23 protein-coding genes and 1 pseudogene are annotated in these 21,268 nt (G+C 33.7%); 2 read left to right on the forward strand and 22 right to left on the reverse strand.

All coding sequences use genetic code 11. The features are described 5' to 3' along the window. Window positions 1-129: 129 nt before the first annotated feature. Both LDP15_RS04380 and pyrE read right to left on the reverse strand, forming a co-directional pair. Window positions 130-1,401, reverse strand: coding sequence for a dihydroorotase (locus LDP15_RS04380; protein ID WP_225513341.1), 1,272 nt, complete (start codon window positions 1,399-1,401; stop codon window positions 130-132). A gap of 154 nt (window positions 1,402-1,555) precedes the next feature. After that, the gene (gene pyrE, locus LDP15_RS04385) at window positions 1,556-2,185 is read right to left on the reverse strand and encodes an orotate phosphoribosyltransferase (RefSeq protein WP_015426289.1); all 630 of its coding nucleotides are present in this window, start codon (window positions 2,183-2,185) and stop codon (window positions 1,556-1,558) included. Here pyrE and LDP15_RS04390 point away from each other — a divergent pair. Continuing rightward, entirely contained in the window at window positions 2,166-2,330 is a 165-nt protein-coding gene (locus tag LDP15_RS04390; RefSeq protein ID WP_155519336.1) for a hypothetical protein, read from the forward strand. The two genes, pyrE and LDP15_RS04390, sit on opposite strands and share 20 nt — an antisense overlap. A gap of 491 nt (window positions 2,331-2,821) precedes the next feature. Here the strand turns inward: LDP15_RS04390 and LDP15_RS04395 are convergent, their stop codons facing one another. The 7 genes from LDP15_RS04395 to LDP15_RS04425 all read right to left on the reverse strand — a co-directional run bounded on the left by LDP15_RS04395 (window position 2,822) and on the right by LDP15_RS04425 (window position 9,415). Next, window positions 2,822-3,604 carry a hypothetical protein gene (locus LDP15_RS04395; RefSeq protein ID WP_015426288.1) on the reverse strand — a complete coding sequence of 261 codons (783 nt, stop codon included), beginning with the start codon at window positions 3,602-3,604 and terminating at the stop codon, window positions 2,822-2,824. A gap of 246 nt (window positions 3,605-3,850) precedes the next feature. After that, a complete protein-coding gene (locus tag LDP15_RS04400; protein ID WP_042230271.1) occupies window positions 3,851-4,708 on the reverse strand; it encodes an XRE/MutR family transcriptional regulator in 858 nt (285 codons plus the stop codon). A gap of 173 nt (window positions 4,709-4,881) precedes the next feature. Then, the gene (locus LDP15_RS04405) at window positions 4,882-5,067 is read right to left on the reverse strand and encodes a hypothetical protein (protein WP_015426286.1); all 186 of its coding nucleotides are present in this window, start codon (window positions 5,065-5,067) and stop codon (window positions 4,882-4,884) included. Window positions 5,068-5,581: 514 nt separating this feature from the next. Further along, window positions 5,582-5,884 carry a hypothetical protein gene (locus tag LDP15_RS04410; RefSeq protein ID WP_225513302.1) on the reverse strand — a complete coding sequence of 101 codons (303 nt, stop codon included), beginning with the start codon at window positions 5,882-5,884 and terminating at the stop codon, window positions 5,582-5,584. 64 nt (window positions 5,885-5,948) lie between these two features. After that, complete coding sequence (locus LDP15_RS04415; RefSeq protein ID WP_257589844.1) at window positions 5,949-6,701, reverse strand: hypothetical protein; 753 nt, start codon at window positions 6,699-6,701, stop codon at window positions 5,949-5,951. A 236-nt stretch (window positions 6,702-6,937) separates the two neighbouring features. Continuing rightward, the gene (locus tag LDP15_RS04420; RefSeq protein ID WP_015426284.1) at window positions 6,938-8,845 is read right to left on the reverse strand and encodes an ABC-F family ATP-binding cassette domain-containing protein; all 1,908 of its coding nucleotides are present in this window, start codon (window positions 8,843-8,845) and stop codon (window positions 6,938-6,940) included. Between the two features lie 177 nt (window positions 8,846-9,022). Next, window positions 9,023-9,415 (reverse strand): Spx/MgsR family RNA polymerase-binding regulatory protein, encoded by a 393-nt coding sequence (locus tag LDP15_RS04425; protein WP_015426283.1) that lies wholly within the window; start codon window positions 9,413-9,415, stop codon window positions 9,023-9,025. A gap of 224 nt (window positions 9,416-9,639) precedes the next feature. Here LDP15_RS04425 and LDP15_RS04430 point away from each other — a divergent pair, with 224 nt between their 5' ends. After that, complete coding sequence (locus tag LDP15_RS04430) at window positions 9,640-10,290, forward strand: redox-sensing transcriptional repressor Rex (protein ID WP_003132737.1); 651 nt, start codon at window positions 9,640-9,642, stop codon at window positions 10,288-10,290. A gap of 1,260 nt (window positions 10,291-11,550) precedes the next feature. Here the strand turns inward: LDP15_RS04430 and LDP15_RS04435 are convergent. The 13 genes and pseudogenes from LDP15_RS04435 to LDP15_RS04495 all read right to left on the reverse strand — a co-directional run bounded on the left by LDP15_RS04435 (window position 11,551) and on the right by LDP15_RS04495 (window position 21,267). Then, window positions 11,551-12,057, reverse strand: coding sequence for an SAG1386/EF1546 family surface-associated protein (locus LDP15_RS04435; RefSeq protein WP_015426280.1), 507 nt, complete (start codon window positions 12,055-12,057; stop codon window positions 11,551-11,553). 526 nt (window positions 12,058-12,583) lie between these two features. Then, window positions 12,584-12,841 (reverse strand): hypothetical protein, encoded by a 258-nt coding sequence (locus tag LDP15_RS04440; RefSeq protein ID WP_015426278.1) that lies wholly within the window; start codon window positions 12,839-12,841, stop codon window positions 12,584-12,586. Between the two features lie 5 nt (window positions 12,842-12,846). Next, complete coding sequence (locus LDP15_RS04445) at window positions 12,847-13,242, reverse strand: DUF1828 domain-containing protein (RefSeq protein WP_015426277.1); 396 nt, start codon at window positions 13,240-13,242, stop codon at window positions 12,847-12,849. A gap of 134 nt (window positions 13,243-13,376) precedes the next feature. Continuing rightward, window positions 13,377-13,652, reverse strand: coding sequence for a hypothetical protein (locus tag LDP15_RS04450; protein WP_136122459.1), 276 nt, complete (start codon window positions 13,650-13,652; stop codon window positions 13,377-13,379). Continuing rightward, entirely contained in the window at window positions 13,630-13,833 is a 204-nt protein-coding gene (locus LDP15_RS04455) for a hypothetical protein (protein WP_042230264.1), read from the reverse strand. Before LDP15_RS04455 ends, LDP15_RS04450 begins: the two co-directional genes overlap by 23 nt. A gap of 126 nt (window positions 13,834-13,959) precedes the next feature. Then, window positions 13,960-14,385, reverse strand: a complete 426-nt coding sequence (locus tag LDP15_RS04460; protein ID WP_015426275.1) for a DUF1761 domain-containing protein — start codon at window positions 14,383-14,385, stop codon at window positions 13,960-13,962. A gap of 80 nt (window positions 14,386-14,465) precedes the next feature. Then, window positions 14,466-14,759: a hypothetical protein gene (locus LDP15_RS04465; protein WP_015426274.1), complete on the reverse strand. Its 294-nt coding sequence runs from the start codon at window positions 14,757-14,759 to the stop codon at window positions 14,466-14,468. Further along, window positions 14,752-15,027: a DUF2089 family protein gene (locus LDP15_RS04470; RefSeq protein ID WP_042230262.1), complete on the reverse strand. Its 276-nt coding sequence runs from the start codon at window positions 15,025-15,027 to the stop codon at window positions 14,752-14,754. Before LDP15_RS04470 ends, LDP15_RS04465 begins: the two co-directional genes overlap by 8 nt. A 103-nt stretch (window positions 15,028-15,130) precedes the next feature. Then, a pseudogene (locus LDP15_RS04475) lies at window positions 15,131-16,373 on the reverse strand (LysM peptidoglycan-binding domain-containing protein). 96 nt (window positions 16,374-16,469) lie between these two features. Continuing rightward, window positions 16,470-17,150 carry a DNA repair protein RadC gene (gene radC, locus LDP15_RS04480; RefSeq protein ID WP_015426270.1) on the reverse strand — a complete coding sequence of 227 codons (681 nt, stop codon included), beginning with the start codon at window positions 17,148-17,150 and terminating at the stop codon, window positions 16,470-16,472. Window positions 17,151-17,280: 130 nt separating this feature from the next. Then, window positions 17,281-19,098, reverse strand: a complete 1,818-nt coding sequence (gene glmS, locus LDP15_RS04485; RefSeq protein ID WP_015426269.1) for a glutamine--fructose-6-phosphate transaminase (isomerizing) — start codon at window positions 19,096-19,098, stop codon at window positions 17,281-17,283. Window positions 19,099-19,278: 180 nt separating this feature from the next. Next, complete coding sequence (locus tag LDP15_RS04490) at window positions 19,279-19,935, reverse strand: phosphatase PAP2 family protein (RefSeq protein WP_015426268.1); 657 nt, start codon at window positions 19,933-19,935, stop codon at window positions 19,279-19,281. Between the two features lie 6 nt (window positions 19,936-19,941). After that, window positions 19,942-21,267: a cell wall metabolism sensor histidine kinase WalK gene (locus tag LDP15_RS04495; RefSeq protein ID WP_015426267.1), complete on the reverse strand. Its 1,326-nt coding sequence runs from the start codon at window positions 21,265-21,267 to the stop codon at window positions 19,942-19,944. Window position 21,268: the final 1 nt, after the last annotated feature.

The following is a 21,268-nucleotide window of genomic DNA, read 5'->3' on the forward strand; positions in this document are numbered from 1 at the left end:
AAATCAATCAAAGATAATTTAGAAATTATCCACTCACTTAATGACTTACTCTACAACGGTTCTTTATACTGATGTAAAGTCACACAAAAAAAGGACCTATGAAAATTAATTTCTTAGGTCCTTTTTTTATTATTTCGCTTGATAGACTATTTTTCCATCACATATTGTATATTTGACTTGCCCTTGAACTTTCTGTTTAATAAATGGAGAATTGGTCGCTTTGGAGTCAAATGTTTCACCGACCTGATACTCATTTTCAGCATCAAAAATGACGAGGTCAGCCGGTCCATTTTCTGCGAGGTAACCTACATCAAAATTATAAAGTTTAGCTGGATTAACGGTCATTTTTGTCAGTAATTCACTGAGTGTTAAATGGCCTTTTGCGACTAAGTTTGTCAATCCAAGTTGCAAGGAAGTTTCTAATCCAATCATTCCTGAAGGAGCCTTATCAAGGCTGACATTTTTCTCTTCATGAGTATGAGGAGCATGGTCTGTGGCGATGACATCAATTGTCCCATCTTTTAATCCCTCAATTATTTTATCGATATCAGCCGTTCTACGCAGTGGTGGATTGAGTTTAGCATTTGTTCCCTGCTCAAAAATCATTTGTTCTGTAATCGAAAAATGTTGTGGAGTCACTTCTGCTGTGATTTTTGCTCCTAAATTTTTGGCAAATCGCACCACTTCAACAGATTCTCCAGCTGATAAATGTTGAATGTGCAAGCGAGCGCCTGTTTCGTAAGCAATCATAGTATCACGTGCCATCATGCTGTATTCTGAAACAGTCGGTGCCCCTGTGAAGCCACATTTATGAGCCACTTCGCCATCATTCACTCCTAAAGTTCCAATCAAATTTGGATCTTCTTCATGAATTGAAAGCAGGCTGTCAGTTAATTTCGCTTTTTGCAGCGCTTTACGTAAAACTCCAGCATCTGTCAGTGGAATACCATCATCAGAAAAGCCGATTGCTCCTGCTTTAATGAGTGCATCAAAATCTGTTAAATTTTCTCCATCAAAATCTTGCGTAATTGACCCAACTGCATCAATCTTAATGTCTTCTTTGTCAGCAATTTCTAAAGTTTCTGTCAGCACTTTTGGCGTAGATAAAATAGGTTTTGTATTTGCCATCATGACTACTCTTGTAAAACCACCAGCCGCAGCCGATTTTGCACCACTATGAATCGTTTCTTTATGCGTTTGTCCTGGTTCACGAAAATGAACATGAACATCAATTAAACCAGGGGCAACGACTAATCCCCTTGCATCAACAATTTCTGCATTTTCTACTGACAAATTTAAGCCGATTTTTACTATCTTGTCATTTTCAATCAGAATATCTAACACTTCATCTCGATTTGATTTGGGGTCAACAAGTCGTCCATTTTTAATTAATAAAGTCATTTTCTTCCTTTCATAAATTACTGACAGAACAATCAGCTTTGCTGACTTGTTCATTTATCCTCCGATTCAATGTCTCCCTTTGGTCGCATTGAACTGACAGATGTTCCAGAACCTAATAATTTACTGACAGGCTCTTTGAATTTCTGTCAGTAAATTAATCTTGCCAAGTTTCTTGATTTTCTTTGAACTTTTTAAGTAATTCTAATTCTTCTTTTGTCACATAACCCGTTTCTTTAGCAATTTCAATCAGCTCAGAATAAGTTGTCAATGTGGCTAATTTAACACCAGCCTCAGTAAATTTACTGTTCGCTTTTTCTAATTCATAAGTGAAAATTGCAACCACACCAAGAACATCAGCACCTTCACGTTCTGCGGCTGCAACAGCTTCTAAAACAGAACCACCAGTCGAAATCAAATCTTCAACCACAACCATTTTTTGGCCTTTTGCCACACGTCCCTCAACCTGATTTCCTGCTCCATGGTCTTTTGGTTTGCTACGAATATAAGCAAATGGTAATTTAAGATAGTCAGAAATAATTGCACCATGAGGAATTCCTGCTGTAGCAGTTCCTGCAATGACTTCAACTTCTGGAAATTCCGCTTTAATCAATTCAGCAAAAGCCCCTTCGATTTGGTTTCTTACTTCCGGATAAGCTAAGGTCACCCGATTATCAGTATATATTGGCGACTTAATTCCTGAAGCCCAAGTAAAAGGTTGACTTGGTGAGAGACTGACCGCTTTAATTTCCAATAAATCTGCAGCAATGGCTTTTGATATTGACATGATTTCTCCTTCTCAATTTACTGACAGAATGGTCAGCAATAAAAAACACTTGCCAAGAATCCTAGCAAGTGTAAAAAGTATCAAAACAAATTCACTTTTACTGACAGAAAATCCTGTCAGTAAAAATAGAATCAATTTTTCCTGATTTCAACCTTGCTAGCCTCTCTGGACTAGTTTAAAAGTTATATTGTTTATTAGTTTAACAAACTTGAGCCAGATTTGCAAGTCTTATTTTTTCGACTTATGATAATTGGAATCAAAAAACATTGTAATAATATTGAATGCAACCATAGACAAACCAACCCATTTCATTTTATTATCAGCCGAATAGTTTGTATAAACATACCAAGCCAAAACCATAAAAAGAAATCTTAAGATAACATCTGCTAAAAATATAAATTTTTTCGTTAAATTTCCTCAATGATTGAAAATCAAATCCCCTCAGCCCTAACCCCTATCATTTATTTCTATGAAAAGTTTGCATGATAAGACTTAAAATGCTAAGAATTACTGCAATACTTGCAAAAATATATTTAAGTATGCTAAGGCCACTTGGAAAAATAAAAATTAAAACACCGAGTATTACGGCAAATATACTACTCAGATATTGTACGATTCTTATACTCTTTTTAGTAATCATTGCCATTCAAACCCCCAGACTCCTCCACTTGGCATTCCAGCAGTAAAATTAAATACTATGCCTCCTGGAGTTTTAGTTAATGCTGTGCCAATAAGATATGAGACACCACGAATAAAGCTACAATTCACCGCTGCTTGAGGAAGCTTAAGTCCTAAAACTCCTGCTAAAGCGCCTGCTGCTTCGGCTGAGTGAACACCCTTTTGTCCAATTTTCCGTGCCAATGTACGGGAAACTCCTAAACGAGTTCCCCACCAATAAGTATGTAAATAGGTCTTCCTTTCATGATAGATTGTGATTAGAGTTGCTTGACTATCGCTAGCTATTTCTTCTGCAGTTTTCGGACTATCTCCAATTACAACTGAATTCCCGTCTTGCATCACATTGGCTTTAGGAACTTCTAAAATAGTCTGCTTCAAAGAGACATTTGATTGCGAAATCAATTTATCAAGCTCTGTCAATTCAAGCTTTGTCGCATTTATTGGTAAAGTCTTTTGATTTATTGAAAATTGACCAGTTTTTGAATCTAAGATAACAGCATTATTGAAACGATTGATAAATGCCGAATTAATTTGACCATTATTCGTCGTTGGCGTAGTTGGTTGGCTTACTGCCAACAAGTCAATATCACCAGAATAGTTTGAAACTTGATTTACATTTTTAGCTTCGAGTTTTTGTGATGAGACCTTATTGTGTGTAGATTGGGCAAGTCCAAGACTTCCACCCGTTACGAGTAAAATTGTTAGACTTGAAAATACTAGATTATTTTTTAAATGTGACATATTTTTTCTCCTTTTTGAGATGCGATGCAAATCAATAGAGATTTTGCATCACTGCTACGGTGACATTTCTTCTTTCAAGATTTGTAACCCTCCTTTTACCATTCTGAGTGAGCGACACTCAAGATTCATGAATCATTTTCTAAAATGATTATATCAAATCAAAATACCCCAAAAGGCCTTTTCCGAAATCTCGGAAAAATTTTTTATAAAAAATAAAAAGGGAACTCAAATCCCTTTTATATCCCACTAGTTTTTTACAGATTCATCAAATATTTTTTGATAATAAGCCTTCATCTCTGGCAAACCCAATTCATCAAAAAGACGGATAGAACTCTCCATTTTAGCTTTCCCCTCGGCAGTTTTGCCTGATTGATGAAGCAATAAGCCAAGAGTAAAGCGAGACATATTACGGCAAAATAAATCCTTTTTATAAGGTATTAAAGCAATATTAACATCTTCCAAGAGTTTTTGAGCAATGGAATATTTATTCTCACTAATATACTTTACAGCTGCTCGGCAAACAATTTGGACAATTTTTTCCCGATATTTTTTAACTTTGAGATAATGCAAATTTTCTTTCCAAAAGTCTTTCATCAAAGAGAGAGTCAAACGGGTATTCAAGTGTTCTACAACAAACGAAAGAATACTTAACTCAAAATATGACCAAACTTCGATATTAAACATTAAATCAGTAACTTCAACTTCTTCTCGCTCTGTCAATCCATAAAGCAAATTTTGAGTCGCTAGAAATATCATTCGATTTCCTTGTTCATTATCATATTTTCCAGCTTCACTATTAATCGCTTTTAATTTTACAGTATCTTGCATATAATTCGCATCTTCAATTTCATCACAAATCTCAACAAAATAATCAGAATGGTAATTGTTAAAAAAATATTCAAACTCAGAAACCTCAATATGCATTAATTCTAAAGCTGCATCTAATTTATCAAATCTAAGAATAGACTTTCCACTTTCAAAATCTGAAAGTGATGATTTTGACAAACCTACTTTTCCAAAGTCAGTTAATCTAAAGTTTCGTTGTGTTCGTAAATCATAAAAAATTTCTCCCATCAAAGAGATTGTTCTATTGCTTTTTACCATTCCACATTCCAGCATTTCAATTTATTTTGATTAAATTGTACTACTTTTTAACAAAAAAGCAATGATTGTTTCGCTTTATTTAAATATAGGATTTTTAGATTACAAAATAAAAAAACGTAAAGCTTTTAAACTTCACGTTTTAGCTTATTTACACTAAATTCTCTTCACAATACTTACAAATTTTCCAATTCTTCCATCGCTTCCAAAAGAGTCATTTCTATCTCATCTTTTTCGTCATTAAAGAGGTCAATTTCAGCTTGTAATTCTCCTAATTTAACAAAATCAGCGGTATTTTCTTGCATTTCCAATAATAGAGCTGCAATTTTTGCTTCCAAATTGGATAAAAACAAAATTGTCACAAAACGAAGTTGCTCTGTCGAAAAGTAATAGATGTCTTAAAAAGAAAATTCACACTCTAAATTTTATCAGAAATCCTTGATGGAAATTTTCTCTCCGGTTCAATTGATGAGCAATTCTTCTAGTGAAATTTTTTGTGAATACCACAAATATATCTTTTCACGGTCAAATATTGTAAGATGAGTATAGGGATTATTCATCATTTCTGCAGTTTTCAATAGTCTAACAAAACTTATTATACTGGATTTTATAAATTATCTTTTTTTGTTGCAGTTAAATTATAAATTCAAGTTATAAAAATCCCTTTCTTATTAATTAGAAAAGGGTATTCTGGATTCAATATTCTTGCCTAAGTGTGCCAACTAACTTCTTTTTGTTTACGCAAGATGTTGTGTAGCTTATTGCGTAAATTCTTGTGTCTCAAAATTCAGGACAGATAAAAAAGCCTGCACATCACAAAGTGCAGGCTTTCTGAGGGTGTTTCATTAAAATATAGATTTGCATTTTTTCTGTTCTTTATTGATTCTTATCGTCTTGAATCATTTGTCTCACCCAAACTACGATTAGCACAATACCCACAAGAACAAGCAGACCCCAAACGAGTACATTGAGATTGAAGACCACTTTTTGTTGCCAGAGGATGAGTAGCGGAAGCCCAAAGATAATAAGACTAATGAAAGTCGTCAAAATGCGTTCTTGTTTTCTGATTGCTCCTGTTAGCAGGCCAAGCACTAAGACGCCGAAAAAGGTGTAGCTCAGGTTAGATGCGGTAATTTCAATCGTATGGCTTCCAGATAAAACTTTTGGAAGTGCAGCCAATCTGGGGACGAAAATCGCCCCAGCAATCCCAAATAGAGATGTAATAAGGTGTTTTTTTTCCATATCATTCTGTTTTCCATTCTGTATATGTGATATTTTGAGCGACTAACCCGTTTTTGAAGGAAGTATCCTTTTTCCAACGTTGATACAGGCCAATCCAACCATTATGATTTTTATCTAAGTAGTTTGCAATTCTATCCCCAAAACCTGCCGTATTCAAAGCGAGTCCCGCAATAAAACCGTTGGCTACTTTAGCACTAACTCTAAAAATAGTCGCAAGCTTGCTGACTACGGCTTGAGGGCCTACCCAATCCAGGGTAAAAGCTAATGCACTCTTCCCAATCGCAATATTCGTGTATTTCCATGAGCCATAGGTTACTTTCACTGTTTGGATGTTTGAGTTTCCAACTCCTAAAGGGACTTCCGCAACTTTGGTGTCATACTTTTTGCTTACCGTGTTATAAACGGTCTTGGTTAAAATCAATTTATTGCCTTCATTAACTAAGGTGTTGCTTTCATTAGTATTTGTGTTGGTTGTTTCAACTGCAACAACTACCCCATTATTCTTTTCCGAAACTGTCGTCACTTTTTCGTTGCTTGATTTTTGAACCTGGGTGTCTGTGTCCCTTCGTCCAGCTGCTTTGTCAAAAGCTGATGTAGCTTGCTTTTTGTCAACATTCGCAAGAACTTGAATGTTTTGGTTATCCGACCGATTTAATTCTGAGTAATTTGAAATTGTCAAATTTATTGTCGGTTTACTAGAAACTTGTGGTGTTTTTTCAAATAATCTTCCCGTGCTCCAGCCAATACCGATCAACAGCAGCAAACTGCTCGAAATCAATACCTTTGATTTTAAATTTAACATAAGAATTCTCCTTTCTTGATTTGAGTGAGCGACACTCATTATTCATGAATCATTTTCTAAACTGATTATATCAAATCAAAATGTCCGAAAAGACTTTTTCCGAAATCTCGGAATTTTTTTGATAAAAAAACGCAAAGCTTTCAAGCTTCGCGTTTTAGCTTATTTACACTAAATTCTCTTCACAACACTTACAAATTTTCCAATTCTTCCATCGCTTCTAAAAGAGTCATTTCTATCTCATCTTTTTCATCATTAAAGAGGTCAATTTCAGCTTGTAATTCTCCTAATTTAACAAAATCAGCGGTATTTTCTTGCATTTCCAATAATTGAGCTGCGATTTTTGTTTCCAAATCGGCTAGTTTCTCTTCACAAGCCTTGATTTCGCGTTCTACTTTACGTCGATTCTTTTGAGCTTCTTTCTGAGCTGTAAAATCTTGTTGAGCTAAACTTTCTATTGGTTCCCCATTTTCTGAAGAATTACTCTCAGCTTGTACCTCTTCTTTTTTCTCAACATAATAATCATAATCTCCCAAAAATTCTGTACTTCCTTCGGGAGCAATTTCTAAAACTTTGGTAGCTACTCTATTGATGAAATAGCGGTCATGAGAAACAAACAAGATTGTCCCTGGAAAATCGATCAAAGCATTCTCCAAGACCTCACGTGAATCAATATCCAAGTGATTGGTTGGTTCATCTAAAACTAAAAAGTTATCGTGATCCATTGCTAATTTAGCAAGTAAAAGACGGGCTTTTTCACCACCAGAAAGCATCCCAACCGTTTTCTTTACATCATCTCCACTAAAAAGAAAGGCTCCAAGCATATTGCGAATTTCAACTTCATTAAGTAAGCGATGCTCATTCCATAATTCGTCTAAGACAGTATTGGAAGCTGTCAATCTTCCTTGTTCTTGGTCATAATAGCCCAAAGTAACATTGGCACCCAATTTTGCTTGACCTGCTAAAAATGGAATCTGTCCCACAATTGACTTAATCAATGTTGTTTTACCTACTCCATTTGGCCCAACAATAGCAAGGGACTCACCTTTACGCTCGTCAATGTTAATCGGACCAGAGAGACGATTATCTTCATAACCCACCGTTGCTTCTGAAACAGTTAAAACAACATTTCCAGACGTTTTTCCAGGAGTAAAAGTAACATTGGCCGATTTATCATCACTAGTTGGTGCTTCTAAACGCTCCATTTTCTCCAACTTTTTACGACGCGATTGCGCCATTTTAGTCGTTGAAGCACGAACTAAATTTCTGGCAACATAGTCCTCTAATTTAGCAATTTCTTTTTGTTGTTTTTCAAAATTTTTGAGTTCTAACAAGAGTTTTTGCTCTCTTTGTTCAACATAGCGAGAATAATTTCCAGAAAAACGAGTCAATTCTCCTCTAGATAATTCTAAGACTTCATTAACCACTTTATCCAAAAAGTACCGGTCATGACTGACAATTAATAAACTACCTTCGTAATTTTTAAGGTAATTTTCAAGCCAAGCTAAAGTTTCAATATCCAAGTGGTTAGTTGGTTCATCCAAAATCAAAAGTTGTGGTCTTTCAAGCAACATCTTAGCAAGAGCCAAACGTGTTTTTTGTCCCCCCGATAAACTTGAAATTTCTCTTTCCCACATTGTTTCATCAAAGCGAAAACCATTTAAGACAGACTTAATTTCAGATTCATAAGTAAATCCATTTTTCATCCGAAATTCTTCTGATAAAGCATCGTAACGTTTCATCAAAGCTGTCAATTCATCTCCAGCAAGTTCTCCCATTTGCAATTCCATCTGGCGCAATTGTTTTTCCATTTGGCGAAGCGAATCAAAAACAGAGAGCATTTCTGCAAATATTGTCCTTGAGGAATTCAGCCCAGTATCTTGCGCTAAATAATTCATTATCAAATCTTTGGTCTGGGATACAGTTCCGTGACTCGCTTCTTCAACTCCAGCAATAATTTTAAGCAAGGTTGACTTACCAGCTCCATTTCGGCCAACTAGGGCAATTCTTGAATGGTCTTGTAAACTAAAATTGATATTTTCAAATAAAACATCGCCACCAAAAGTGCGTGCAATTCCATTCCCTTGCAGTAAAATCATGATATTTATCCTCTTCGTTAAATCTCAAAGCATATTTTTTAATACTTCGTTTTTCCTTTTCATATGATAGAAAAGCAGTCCTTCTATTATAGCATTTAAGGCAAGCTTTTTGTAGTTCTTCCAAATTCTTGAAATTAAAAAGCTTACCAAATCTGATAAGCTAAAATAAAATTAATATTAGACTAAAATTAATCTTTCACGCAATTCAATTCTCCTAACTTCTGGTGGAATAAACGCTCTGATTCCATCCTCGTTAAAACCAATCAATAGACAGTCCTCGTCAAAAATTAATGGTCGTTTTAGAAGACGTGGATTTTCCTGAATTAATTTAAATGCTTTTTCTAGTCCTAATTCATCGAAATTATAATTTAAAGATGCGTATGTTTTCCCTCGGGTCGCAATTATATCCTCAAATCCGTTTTCAGTCAAGGATAAAATTTTGATTAAATCATCTTTTTCCATAACATCTTTTGATAAATTTATTTCTTCAAATTCAATGTGACGCTTACGCAACCATTTTTTAGCTTTTCTACAAGATGAACATGAACCACTAAGATAAATTTTAATCATATTTTCTCCCTGTCTATTTTTTCATATTTCTATTTTAACATGAAAGCGCAATAATTAAAAGAGTAAAATAAACATTTTTTTAGAATTATTATTTATTTCTCATTTTAAACGAATAATCCATTCCTTTTGTTTGATAATTTCACAAATTTTTGATAAAATTATCACAAAGAAACTAAATATTAATTAGTTTTAATAAAATCGAATTAAATTTTTGAGGTATAACAATGACTGATCATAAACCAAGCAAAAGCTTGCCTAAAGCAACTGCTAAAAGACTCCCACAGTACTATCGACTGTTTAAAAGTCTTGTCGAAGAAAATGTGACACGCACAAACTCACAACTTATTTCAGAAAAAATTGGAGTAGATGCTGCCACAATTCGCCGTGATTTCTCTTTATTTGGTGAATTAGGCCGACGTGGATACGGCTATGAAACAAAAGTGCTCCGTGATTTCTTTGGAGAACTTCTTGGCCAAGACCAAGAAACGCATATCGCTCTAATTGGTGTCGGAAATCTCGGTCGTGCATTACTTCATTATCAATTCCAAGATAGAAATAAAATGAGAATCACGCAAGCCTATGATATTTCTGGCAATCCCTTAGTTGGAACACAAACAGATGATGGAATTCCAATTTATAATATTTCTGATTTAGAAAAAAATGTTAAAAAATCGGATATCAAAACAGCAATTCTCTCTGTTCGCAAAGAAAATGCCCAAGAAGTTGTTGACACTCTAGTCAAAGCTGGTATCAAAGGTTTCCTAAACTTTGCCCCAATTCGTTTGAAAGTCCCTTCAGATGTGGTTGTTCAATCAATTGACTTAACTAAGGAGCTGCAAACACTACTATTTTTCATGAACGATAATAAACAATAATAGAAAAAATGGCTATAGAGCCATTTTTTCTATTTTAAAAATAACTAAAAAACATAGAAATGAAAAAACCATACAACAAAATTACAACATATCATTATATTAATTCTTGTTTTGTTGTAAATTTACAACAGCAAAGATTGAATAGACAATGCAGCTAATTGCTGACGTTATAAGCTAAAATTTCTGTTAAAAATGATACATTCTTCTATTTATCAGCATTAATTTCAGATATATTGTTTGACGTATCTGATTTAATCTCAAGAAACACATTATGAAATAGTTCCAAATTATCTTCTATGCCCTGCGTATGCTCGTTAGCCCATTTATCAAAACTTTTATTACCTGGAACTTCATAAAGTTCTGTAATTTCACTAATATAGCCATTTTATTTAATGCTATATTTATATTACCCATACCTTCGGCCACAATCACCAAATATTGAATGGCGTGTAAATATATGTCTAAGGCATGTGTCTTACTAGTAAACTCTTTTGTTAACTCACTTGTTGATTGATTTAAAAAGTCTGCTTCTTCTCCATATAGAGTATTTGCGTTCCCAGATAAAGCTATTCTCTATTCTCTTTTCCCTATCGATAGTACTATCACTAATATGCATCGTTACTCATTCTCTTTCAAAATAATTTCTATGCATTTGCACCATATACAGCCTAATTATAGTTTGCTTTTGAGTCTGTAGATTTCCGATGATATCTGTCACTAAGTTTACGATTACTTTATAATTTCCAATTCATTTTGCAAAGTAAATGTATATCTTTGATACTTTGCTTGCTTTTTTAAATCCTGTCTTTGAAACCCAAAAGTTACTAAAGATATTACTACCGTAATAGCAGATATTATTGATGACAAATCTAACTCCTCTCTAATTCCTCCAAAATATTTTCTACTATTTGAATAGTTTATCAATTTTTATTAATAAAAAAAAGCCTCCTAAATTAATAGGTGCTTAGGAGTATTTATGAAAAAGTTTTAACTTTTGGAATGAGTATACTACATTGATCTTTCCTTAATTGAATGATAAACAACCAGCATTTGTGCCGAATACTCGAAAAGAAAAGATTTAAACTAAACATATAAATTTGCGGAGTATCCGTGCAATAATTTTTGTAATTATTGATTTTCCACTTGATACAAGATCGTAAGTCAATATTTAAATTTTTTTATAGAAAATCTTCGTTTAACTTTTTTCTTATTTTAATTCAATTTCTAGTGACAGCTTTATAAAATTATTTGTCAATAATTTTATTTCAATTTTAAAAGTTGTCCAGCATGTATGGGAGACCCGTCAGCATTGTATCCAGCCTCTGTAATCCCATTCAAACTAGCAATTGTCGCCCAAGAGACTCCTGTTTTAGCTGCAATTGTACTTGGATAATCTCCAATAGCAATTTTATAAGTTGTCCAGCTTTCTTGAATAACGTTAGAAGATGAAGCAGCTGTATCAATTCTAACTGGCGCACTTGGTTCTATTGAAGAAGCAGCTGTTGCTTGGCTACTTGATTTTTCTGTTTTCGCTAATGATGACGATTGACGAGAGCTATTAGCAATGCTAGAAGTATTTCTTGCTTGATTGTTCCATAAAATAAAACCAATAGCAGGAATAAATATGAGAATAACAAGAATAGTTAAAGAGCGTGCCGTCACTGGAAGCTTGCTTTCATATTTACCTCTATCATACCCTTTCATTTCAGTCAATTCTTTTTTCATCACACTATAAATTTCGTTATCCCATGGTTCTTTTGTTGACACGATTTTTCCATTTCAATTTTACTATATTTTATTCTATAAATATCTTATTACATCATAACAGAAATTCTGACAGTAATTTCTGTTGTTTGTAAAGAGATAAGGGCTTATTAGCAGATGGACACTTATCACTAAAAGTTGTACTAAAAAACCAACAATTTTCTTCTTTTTCAGTATACCATATAGTATCACTTAAATACATTTCTAAGTGGTTTCTAAGTGGTTTCTAAGTAGTTTCTAAGTAGTTTCTTTTTGTAATATAAAAACGATAAAAAGCCAGCATTTCTTCTGGATATTCTAAATATTGGTTGCTATGTTCATTGTAATTACATGGTTATAAATCATGGAATAAAAAATCCTGTTTCTTTTTACTACGTAAACAAAAACCACCTCAGAAATTAGCAAACCTGAGGTGGGAATTTTTATTATGCCTTAAGTATGCCATGAAGCACATTAAATTCTACTACTTGCTGGTTCTTAAAAGAAAAACGCCCCGGAGGGCGAAAGACTGTTTTATTCATTATATCCTTTAAGAGAGTTGGAAAACTGGTTCATTAGATAGAAGCTTTACATTATCTTTCATTATGCTAGCCGGAAGAGTTATTATTTTAGTGTCGGTGTTTTCTTTAAATATCACATTAACCTTCTTCTCTTCTATAAATTTATTGTTGATATTATCAATAATGGCAATATAATCTGTATTTGGCCATGTACTTTGAAGTATACGAGTATCCATTGTGAGCCGTTTAGCTTTGTTCAAATCATTCCCATTACCGATAATTCTCATAGGATTTATAGGAACAGAAAAATCGAATTGAACGATAATTCCGCCTTTACCAACAAATGAAAGTTTTTTTCGAATAGTATTTCTTTTGACTTCAAAAATTCTTCTACATCTTCAAAAAACATATTCTTTACTTTATCATCTCTCAAAACAATCATATCATTAATTTTCATAATTACTTGTAGTAGTCGTTGTTTTACTTCTGGTAAATGTTCAACATCAGTCATAACAAAAAGTCCCCCATCATGACACTCAACTCCAAGCGAATCAACTATATCTTGTAGAATTTTTCTTCTTGTTTTTGCATTACCAGAAAGAGAAAGTCCCTGACTTTCTAGATTATCGATTGCCCATCCATCATCGGTTAGTGTGATTGACCCGTTCTTATGAAATTCATCATACATAACAATATAATCAAAGTTAGAATCAAAGAAAGGATTATCAATTCTAACAATATTGACTCCAAATCTTCAAAATGATACTCTTTCACCAACCAATCAAAATAGGAACGTTCAAGCTTTTTTGCATTTGATATTGTCTAATTCGTCCTTTCTTTAATTTTGGCTTTTCTTAAAAACGCCTCAAAAGTCTCAATAAGAGTTAATACATCTGGAAATTCTTCTAAAGAAATTGGATAAGCAATCGTATCCCATCTTTTATTCAAGTTAGAATATATGTGAATATGATGCTCTCCCTGTTTTAATACTGTTCCATCTGAATTTTCATGTCTTGGAGAATTTATATCTACTCTAAGTAAATGTTCGTGAGTTTCTTTAAAACGAAGATGAATACTAACGGTCCGGAATTCTTCCACGTTTAACATGTAAGATATACAAAACATCATTATCCTCGTCAATTATTTCAGAATCAAAACGAATTTGAAATAATTCTGCTACTCTTTGACGTGCCTCTTGTAATCCCAAAATCTTTTTAGAAAATTTCAAGCTTTCTATTAGTTCATTTACTTCACTATCAGATACATTCTTTAGATCCAAAATACAATTCCCAACCCCAATTTTTTAGTTATATCATAAACCAATGCCTACTATCACATCTTCGTTTTTGTCAATAGACAAAAATTAAAAAACACCCGCCGAAGCGGGTAAATTAATTAATAATCCCTATCCAAAAAAGCCGATTACTAAACCTATAGCGAGCAAGCCTAGAAAACCATTGACTAAATGCAACCCAACAAGCTTTTTAGATTGTCCTGAATAAACTGCCATTACAAACGTAGATACTCCATAAACACCCAACCAAAGTAATAAAGAACTTTGAAGCGAGGTCATCAACCAGCCGTCATTGTCATTTTTGGCAAACCAATATACTACCTGATAAGCAGCGGATGATAGTAAAACACCACCAATAATTGTTCCACCAAACGTAAATATCATTTCGCCAGTTGTCATTCTCTGATTTTCCATCTTAGCTTCCATACCAGATTCTTTAGCCCAAAACTTTCCCCATTTATGGATAGGGTTATACAAAAGACTTTCCACAATAATCCATGCTACCGTTCCAAAAAGGGTTACTTGCCAATTAAACATATTTTCTCCTAAATAAATTTTATAATTGAATTATAGCATAAGTAAAAAATACCCGCCGAAGCGGGGGCGAATAACATCTACTACTTTTTTTTAGAAATATCTTTTGCTTTCATCTTCTCTAGCTCTTTTTTTATTTTATTCTTTTTGGTTTCCTTTCCTCCTTCATATATCATAACAAGTACGAAAAATCCTAAGAATGGCATAATTATATCTTTTAAATTAAATCCTAATGCTCCCTTATACAAAAAGAAACCTACAAAGCCAAGAAATATTACAGGAATGATAGCCCCTAGATATTTATTTCCAATATACCCAGAAAATGTTTGAATAGCTATAACAGCTAGTATTATTAAAATTTCTATTAAATTATCCATCGATACTCTCCTTATGTTTTCTAATTATTTCTTTAGCAGAGTCTAAAGAAATTTTTTCATCAATTACCATCTGCATTATATTAATTTCGAAAGTATTCCTGTTATTATCTGACAGTTTTATCTTTTCAATAATTTTATCTACTCTAATTCTAACAGTAGGATAACTTACTTCGTACTCTTTTGCCAATTGTTTAAGTGAACCAGAAGCAAGAATAAACCTCTTTAAAAATTCTTGTTCTTCTTTTTCTAAATTAAAAAACCAATCCATTTAATCTCCTTGTTTAATTTTATTTAACTTATTTTAACATTATTAAACTAAAAACACAAATTTATTTATATTTAAAAAACCATGACCGAAGCCAGAGTTGATTTTAATAATTTAAAGTTTGACCAGCATAAATCAAATTAAAATTTGAAATACTGTTCATTGAAACTAGACTTTGAACCGTTGTTCCTAGACGGCTGGCAATTGATGATAGGTTATCGCCAGACTGTACGATGTAAACCCGTGATATAGCCCCCGATTGACCTCCTGTGAATCGAATAACATGACTCGTATAAATTAAATTAATGTTTGGATTAGATAAACTGTTCTGACGTGCTAATTCTTGCCAGTTTGTGCCCCAGTTTGAAGCAATGTCGCTTAAAGTATCGCCTGATTGAACAATGTAAGTTTGAGTATTTCCTGTTGAATTACTTTCTCCTGTATCAAGTGTTTGAACATCACTTGCGCAATCCAACTCATGATATTGTCAAGCAAGACTTTTCTCCCTGATTTTTGAATGACCTTGTATGAGTTCTCTTTGACCCATTTAGGGACTGCTTGTCCTGTAGAATAAATCGTTGCACTGAACTTGATTGTGACGGTCATGTCTTCTTGAATTTCACTTGATGTCACTTCGTTGGCATCTTTACCATCATCAGTGGCTGGTATATTGGTATCCGGTTTGGTTGGATTACCGCTTTCGTAGCCTTTGTCAGTGATTCCAGTTAAGTCAACATTCCCGTCAAGTCCTCCAGCAACATAAGTTGAGGTGAACTGGAATACTGAAATTCCGTCCATGCTTGGGAAAAAATATAGTTCGGAACTGGTGTCACTTCATAATTCGGATATTCCGCAATCCAGAATGAGTTAGGAAACTCTTTGATAATTCTCTTATAGTCGACATTTTCTAAAGTGTACGGCTTGTAAGAATAATACATTGGAGTATATCCAGCTACTTTAACACGTCGAATAGCATCAGTATTTGCTTGCTTATCTCCACTTGCTCCACTTTCGTAATCCAATGCTACAATAGAATTCTTAGGAGTTTAAATTTTGGATAAATAGCGGTCAAGCGCCGCTTTCGCTACTTCTTGCGAACTCCGAATATAAGTATGCGCTCGTTTGCCCTGAGCAATGGTAGATGCAACTTGTGTTAAATAAGTCGCTTGGTCCACGAATGAACTACCATAAGTTCCACCAATTTGACTAAATGCAAACTTATCATGATCATAATCAAAGTTACCATAATCACCATTATAATTTGACCAATCCACCCCTTGATCACCAACTTCTGGAAAAACTGCTCCGCTTGCCGCGACAAAAAAGAAAGCAAATGAATCGTTAATAATCCAATTTACTTCATTTTCATAAGTTCTTGAATTTGAAAAGTGCCAATCTTTTTCTTTTCTTTATAGTTGAGAAGTGATTGTTTGTTATATAATCCTTCATTTTCTGATCTCTTCTTCCCGAAAACTAAAATAATTACCAGCCCCTACAATAATATGGTCAATAAAATTGATCCCCACATCCTCACAAGATTTTTTTATTTTGTCAGTAAATATTTTATCAGCCTGACTTGGTTGTAAATTTCCTGAGGGATGATTATGTGCAACTAAGAGTCCTACTGAGAGATTTTTTATTGCATGATAAAGAATCTCCCTAGGACTTGCAGTTGCATGATTAACCGCCCCTATAAAAATTGTCTTTTTCTCAATAATTCTATTTTGACCATCTAAATATGTTGCCACAAGATGTTCTTGCTCAAAATTTTGCATTTCAAAAGCAAGACTCAGGCCATATTCTTTGGAACTCAAAACTTGACCGTAACGTTTTCTATTAGTGGTTTGTATCCTTTTTCCAAATTCAATCATTGCTCGAATTTCAATGGATTTTGCCAGCCCAATGCCTGAAATTTCTCTGAGTTCATTAATCGAAGCTTTACGCAAATTATCCAAAGTTTCAAAATGTTGAAGAATTTCCAAGGCCAAATTTAATGATGAGTATTTTTTTGTCCCTGTTCGCAATAATATCGCTAACAGCTCAACATCAGACAAGCACTCTTCTCCTAAAAATTCTAAGCGTTCCCTAGGTTGCATCGGATACGGATTTTCTCTTAGTTCATACATACTATTATATACGGAAAAATCTGGCCTTTGTCACTGACAAAAGATTAATTAACCAAAAAAGTTCTGATAAATCTCAGAACTTTTTATTTTTAGTTATCATTTTACTGACAGAAATTTCTGTCAGTAACTTTTATTCAACTGTTACTGCTTTAGCTAAGTTACGTGGTTTATCAACATCAAGTCCACGTTGCATTGACGCATAATAAGCAATTAATTGTGTTGGAATAACCATTGAAATTGCTGACAAATAAGGATGAACTTGGTTGACAACAATTGTATCATCTTCACGAGCCACTCCTTCTTCAACAATTGTGATAGCTGAGGCTCCACGAGCCACTGTTTCCATTACATTTCCACGAGTATGAGCTGCTACTTCTTCATTATTAGAAATTAAAGCAAGTACTGGAGTTCCTTTTTCAATCAATGAAATCGTTCCATGTTTTAATTCTCCAGCAGCAAATCCTTCACATTGAATATAAGAAATTTCTTTTAATTTGAGAGAAGCTTCCATTGCTACATAATAATCTTGTTTTCGACCAATATAGAAGGCATTGTGGGTAGTTGGCAATAAGTCAGCTACAATTGCTGCAATTTCATCCTTTTCAGATAAAGTGGCTTCAATTGATTGAGCAACTAAAGACAATTCTTTAACTAAATCAAATTCTTTTGCTTTAACTTCCCCTTCAGCCTCACCAACTGCCTTTGCAAGAAAAGCCAAAGTTGCAATTTGTCCTGTATATGCTTTGGTTGAAGCAACTGCAATTTCTGGTCCAGCACCGATTAACATTGTATAAGTTGCTTCGCGTGATAAAGTAGAACCGGGAACATTTGTAACTGTTAAGCTCGGAAGTCCTAATTCATTTACTTTTACTAAAACCTGACGGCTATCAGCTGTTTCACCAGACTGTGAAAGGAAAATAAAGAATGGTTTTTGACTCAACAAAGGCATGTCATAACCCCATTCTGAAGCAAGACCAAGTTCAACCGGTGTATTTGTCAAAGATTCAAGCATCATTTTTGCCCCAAAACCTGCATGATAAGACGTTCCGGCGGCAATAATATAAATACGATCAGCCTCTTGAATTCCTTTGATAATGTCTTGATCAACTTTCATTGTTCCATCTTCATTTGCATAAGTCGCAATGAGTTTACGCATAACTGCGGGTTGCTCATCAATTTCTTTGAGCATGTAGAAAGGATAAGTTCCTTTTCCAATGTCAGATAAATCAAGTTCAGCTGTGTATGACTCACGTGAAAGTATATTACCTTCGTAATCCATAACTGTAACATTATCTTTTGTTAACACAACAAGCTCTTTATCGTGAATTTCCATAAATTCAGACGTTTCACGAATCATCGCCATAGCATCTGAGCAGACCATGTTGTAGCCTTCGCCAAGGCCGATTAATAATGGTGATTTATTTTTGGCAACATAAATTAATTCTGCATCTTCGCTATCCATAAGAGCAAAGGCATAAGAACCTTGAATTAAGCTTAGAGCTTTTTTGAATGCTTCAAGTGTTGATAATCCTTCTTCTTCAGCAAATTTAGCAATTAAATGAACCGCAATTTCAGTATCGGTTTGTCCTTTAAAAGTATCATTCATCAAAAATTCGTTTTTAAGTTCAACAAAATTTTCAATCACACCATTATGTACTAAAATAAAGCGACCTGATGTTGAAGTATGTGGATGAGCATTGTCTTCCGTTGGTTTACCATGAGTAGCCCAACGTGTGTGACCAATGCCGGCTGTTCCTGAAACATCAATCCCTAACTTTCCTCTTAAGTCTGCAATACGTCCGACAGATTTAACTAATTTTGCTGCTGTTTCTTGACCGTTTACAAAAATACCTGCTGAATCATAACCACGATATTCAAGTTTTTCTAGTCCTTGCATCAAAATATCAGTTGCATTTTTACTACCTACAACACCAACAATCCCACACATAATAAAGCTCCATTTAACTCACCTTTAAAATTGGTATAGTTAATTATTTTTCTAATATTTATTTATAAACAGCATTATATTACACTTATTTGTCATTGTCAAGTATAAAACTTTTAATAAAACTCAAAAAGACGATAATTGGTATAATTTGTTTTCGACATTAATAAAAACCAATTGATATCAATTGGTTTTTTTAGATTTTTCTTGATACTTAATATATGCGGGGTAAGTAAGTAATAGAATACTAATTCCTTCGAGAAATCCGCCGATTGTATCACTTGGATAATGTACCCCTACAAAAATTCTTGAAAACATTACTAATGCAATTAATATAATACATAAAATGCCTAATAAAATTTTAGAAGAACGATTTTTAAGTTTTCCTAGACAGATAAAGAAAATACTTCCAAAAATAATTGTTGCAAAAATGGAATGTCCGCTTGGAAAACTTTTCCCAGCTTCATTTGCAAAAGCCGCCAACCGATGAATATCAGGACGTTCCCGACCAATAATTACTTTAATAGCAGTATTTAAAGCAAGGCTTAAAACAACTGTTGCCGCAAACCAGATTGTCGCTTCTTTCTGTTTAAAGAGAAGATATAAAACCAAAGCAAGTAGAACTGCGACAATTATTCCACCTTTATCTCCAAAAATATTTGTCATATGAGAGAAAAAGTAAGTGAGTCCTGAAGAGCTTTGCAAATGAAAAGCCCAAGTTTGAATTGGTCGATCAAAAGGAAATGGACCATGAGTAAAATCAATTTTAACAAAGAGCGTTAAAATTAAAAAGGCAAGGGTGGTAATAGCACCCGAAATATAATAGATTTTTTTATTCATAATTAATTAGTTTTCTATAGACTCCATTAGGAGATGAAAAATTGACCCTTTCGGAGAATTATTTGAAATAAAGACTTTGGCATCATTCAATTGTGCATATTCCTTCGCAATTGCCAAACCAAGGCCTGTTCCAGGAATTTCACTTGAACGAGATTTATCAATTCGATAAAATCGTTCAAAAATATTATCTTTTTCTTCTTCTGGAACGCCAATACCTTCGTCAGCAACCTGAAAATCAACTTGATGATTTCCCAAAGTAATATTTATTGTAATTTCTGAGTTGGAAGGTGAATATTTTCCAGCATTTTCAAGAAAGATAATAATAATTTTGTATAGCGCCATTTTATCTATACTGACAAATAAATCTGTTTGGATATCAAAGTTTATTTTTTGTCTTAGCGCGGGTTGAATTTCACTGACCACTTTGTCAGTAAATTTACTTAAGTTAATTCTTTCTTTTTTCATTTCTAAATGATTTCCTCTAGAAATGGTCAGTAAATTTTCGATTAAAACTTTCATTCTCATTGATTCTTCATCAATATAGGAAAGTGACTCATCAACAATTTCTGGATGTTCATGCCAACGTCTTTTGAGTAAATTCACATGTCCACGAATTGCAGCAACTGGCGTTCTTAGCTCATGTGAAGCATCCGAAACAAATTGTTGCTCATTTTCAATTTTTTGATTCAGTTGATTGAGCAAACGATTGAAACTTTGACTTAACTGATGAACTTCAAGAGGATTTTTACTGACAGGAACTTGTTTAACATCCTTTCCATCAGTTGCCATCACAATATCTGTCAAAGGCTGACTAATCGTTCTGGCCGCTTTTTGAATTAAAATCAAAGCAAGGAAAAATAGGAAAATCATGACAGCAATAATAACTAATATAGCTTTAATCATTGATTTAACTACAACATTTATATTCAACCATAATTCGGCTTTGGTTCCATTTTTAGAAGTTTTTGAACTATATAAAAAGATATCATCTCTTAATAGACTAAAATTCCCCCAAGATTTTCGTGATTTAAAAAAATTTGTTGTTCCTTGACTCTCTTCTCTTTGACCTGAAGGACTTGTCAGTCGAACAAATGTAGCTTTTTCGTCTTTTTCACTATCAAGTTTAAATTCATCCCAATTCACTTGCCCATTAGTTGCTGCCGTTTGAACGGAATTTAAAAGTGCCGCTCCCTCACTCTTACGGATTTGTAAACTTGTAAATGCAACAATTCCGGAAACAATGATTGTAATCAACAGACTAAAAATTAAAAAAATACGGACAAAAGTATCGGTAATAATTTTGGCACTTGTTTTTGATTCTATTTCTTTCATT

The organism is Lactococcus sp. SK2-659 (assembly GCF_020218185.2).
Lineage (GTDB): Bacteria > Bacillota > Bacilli > Lactobacillales > Streptococcaceae > Lactococcus > Lactococcus lactis.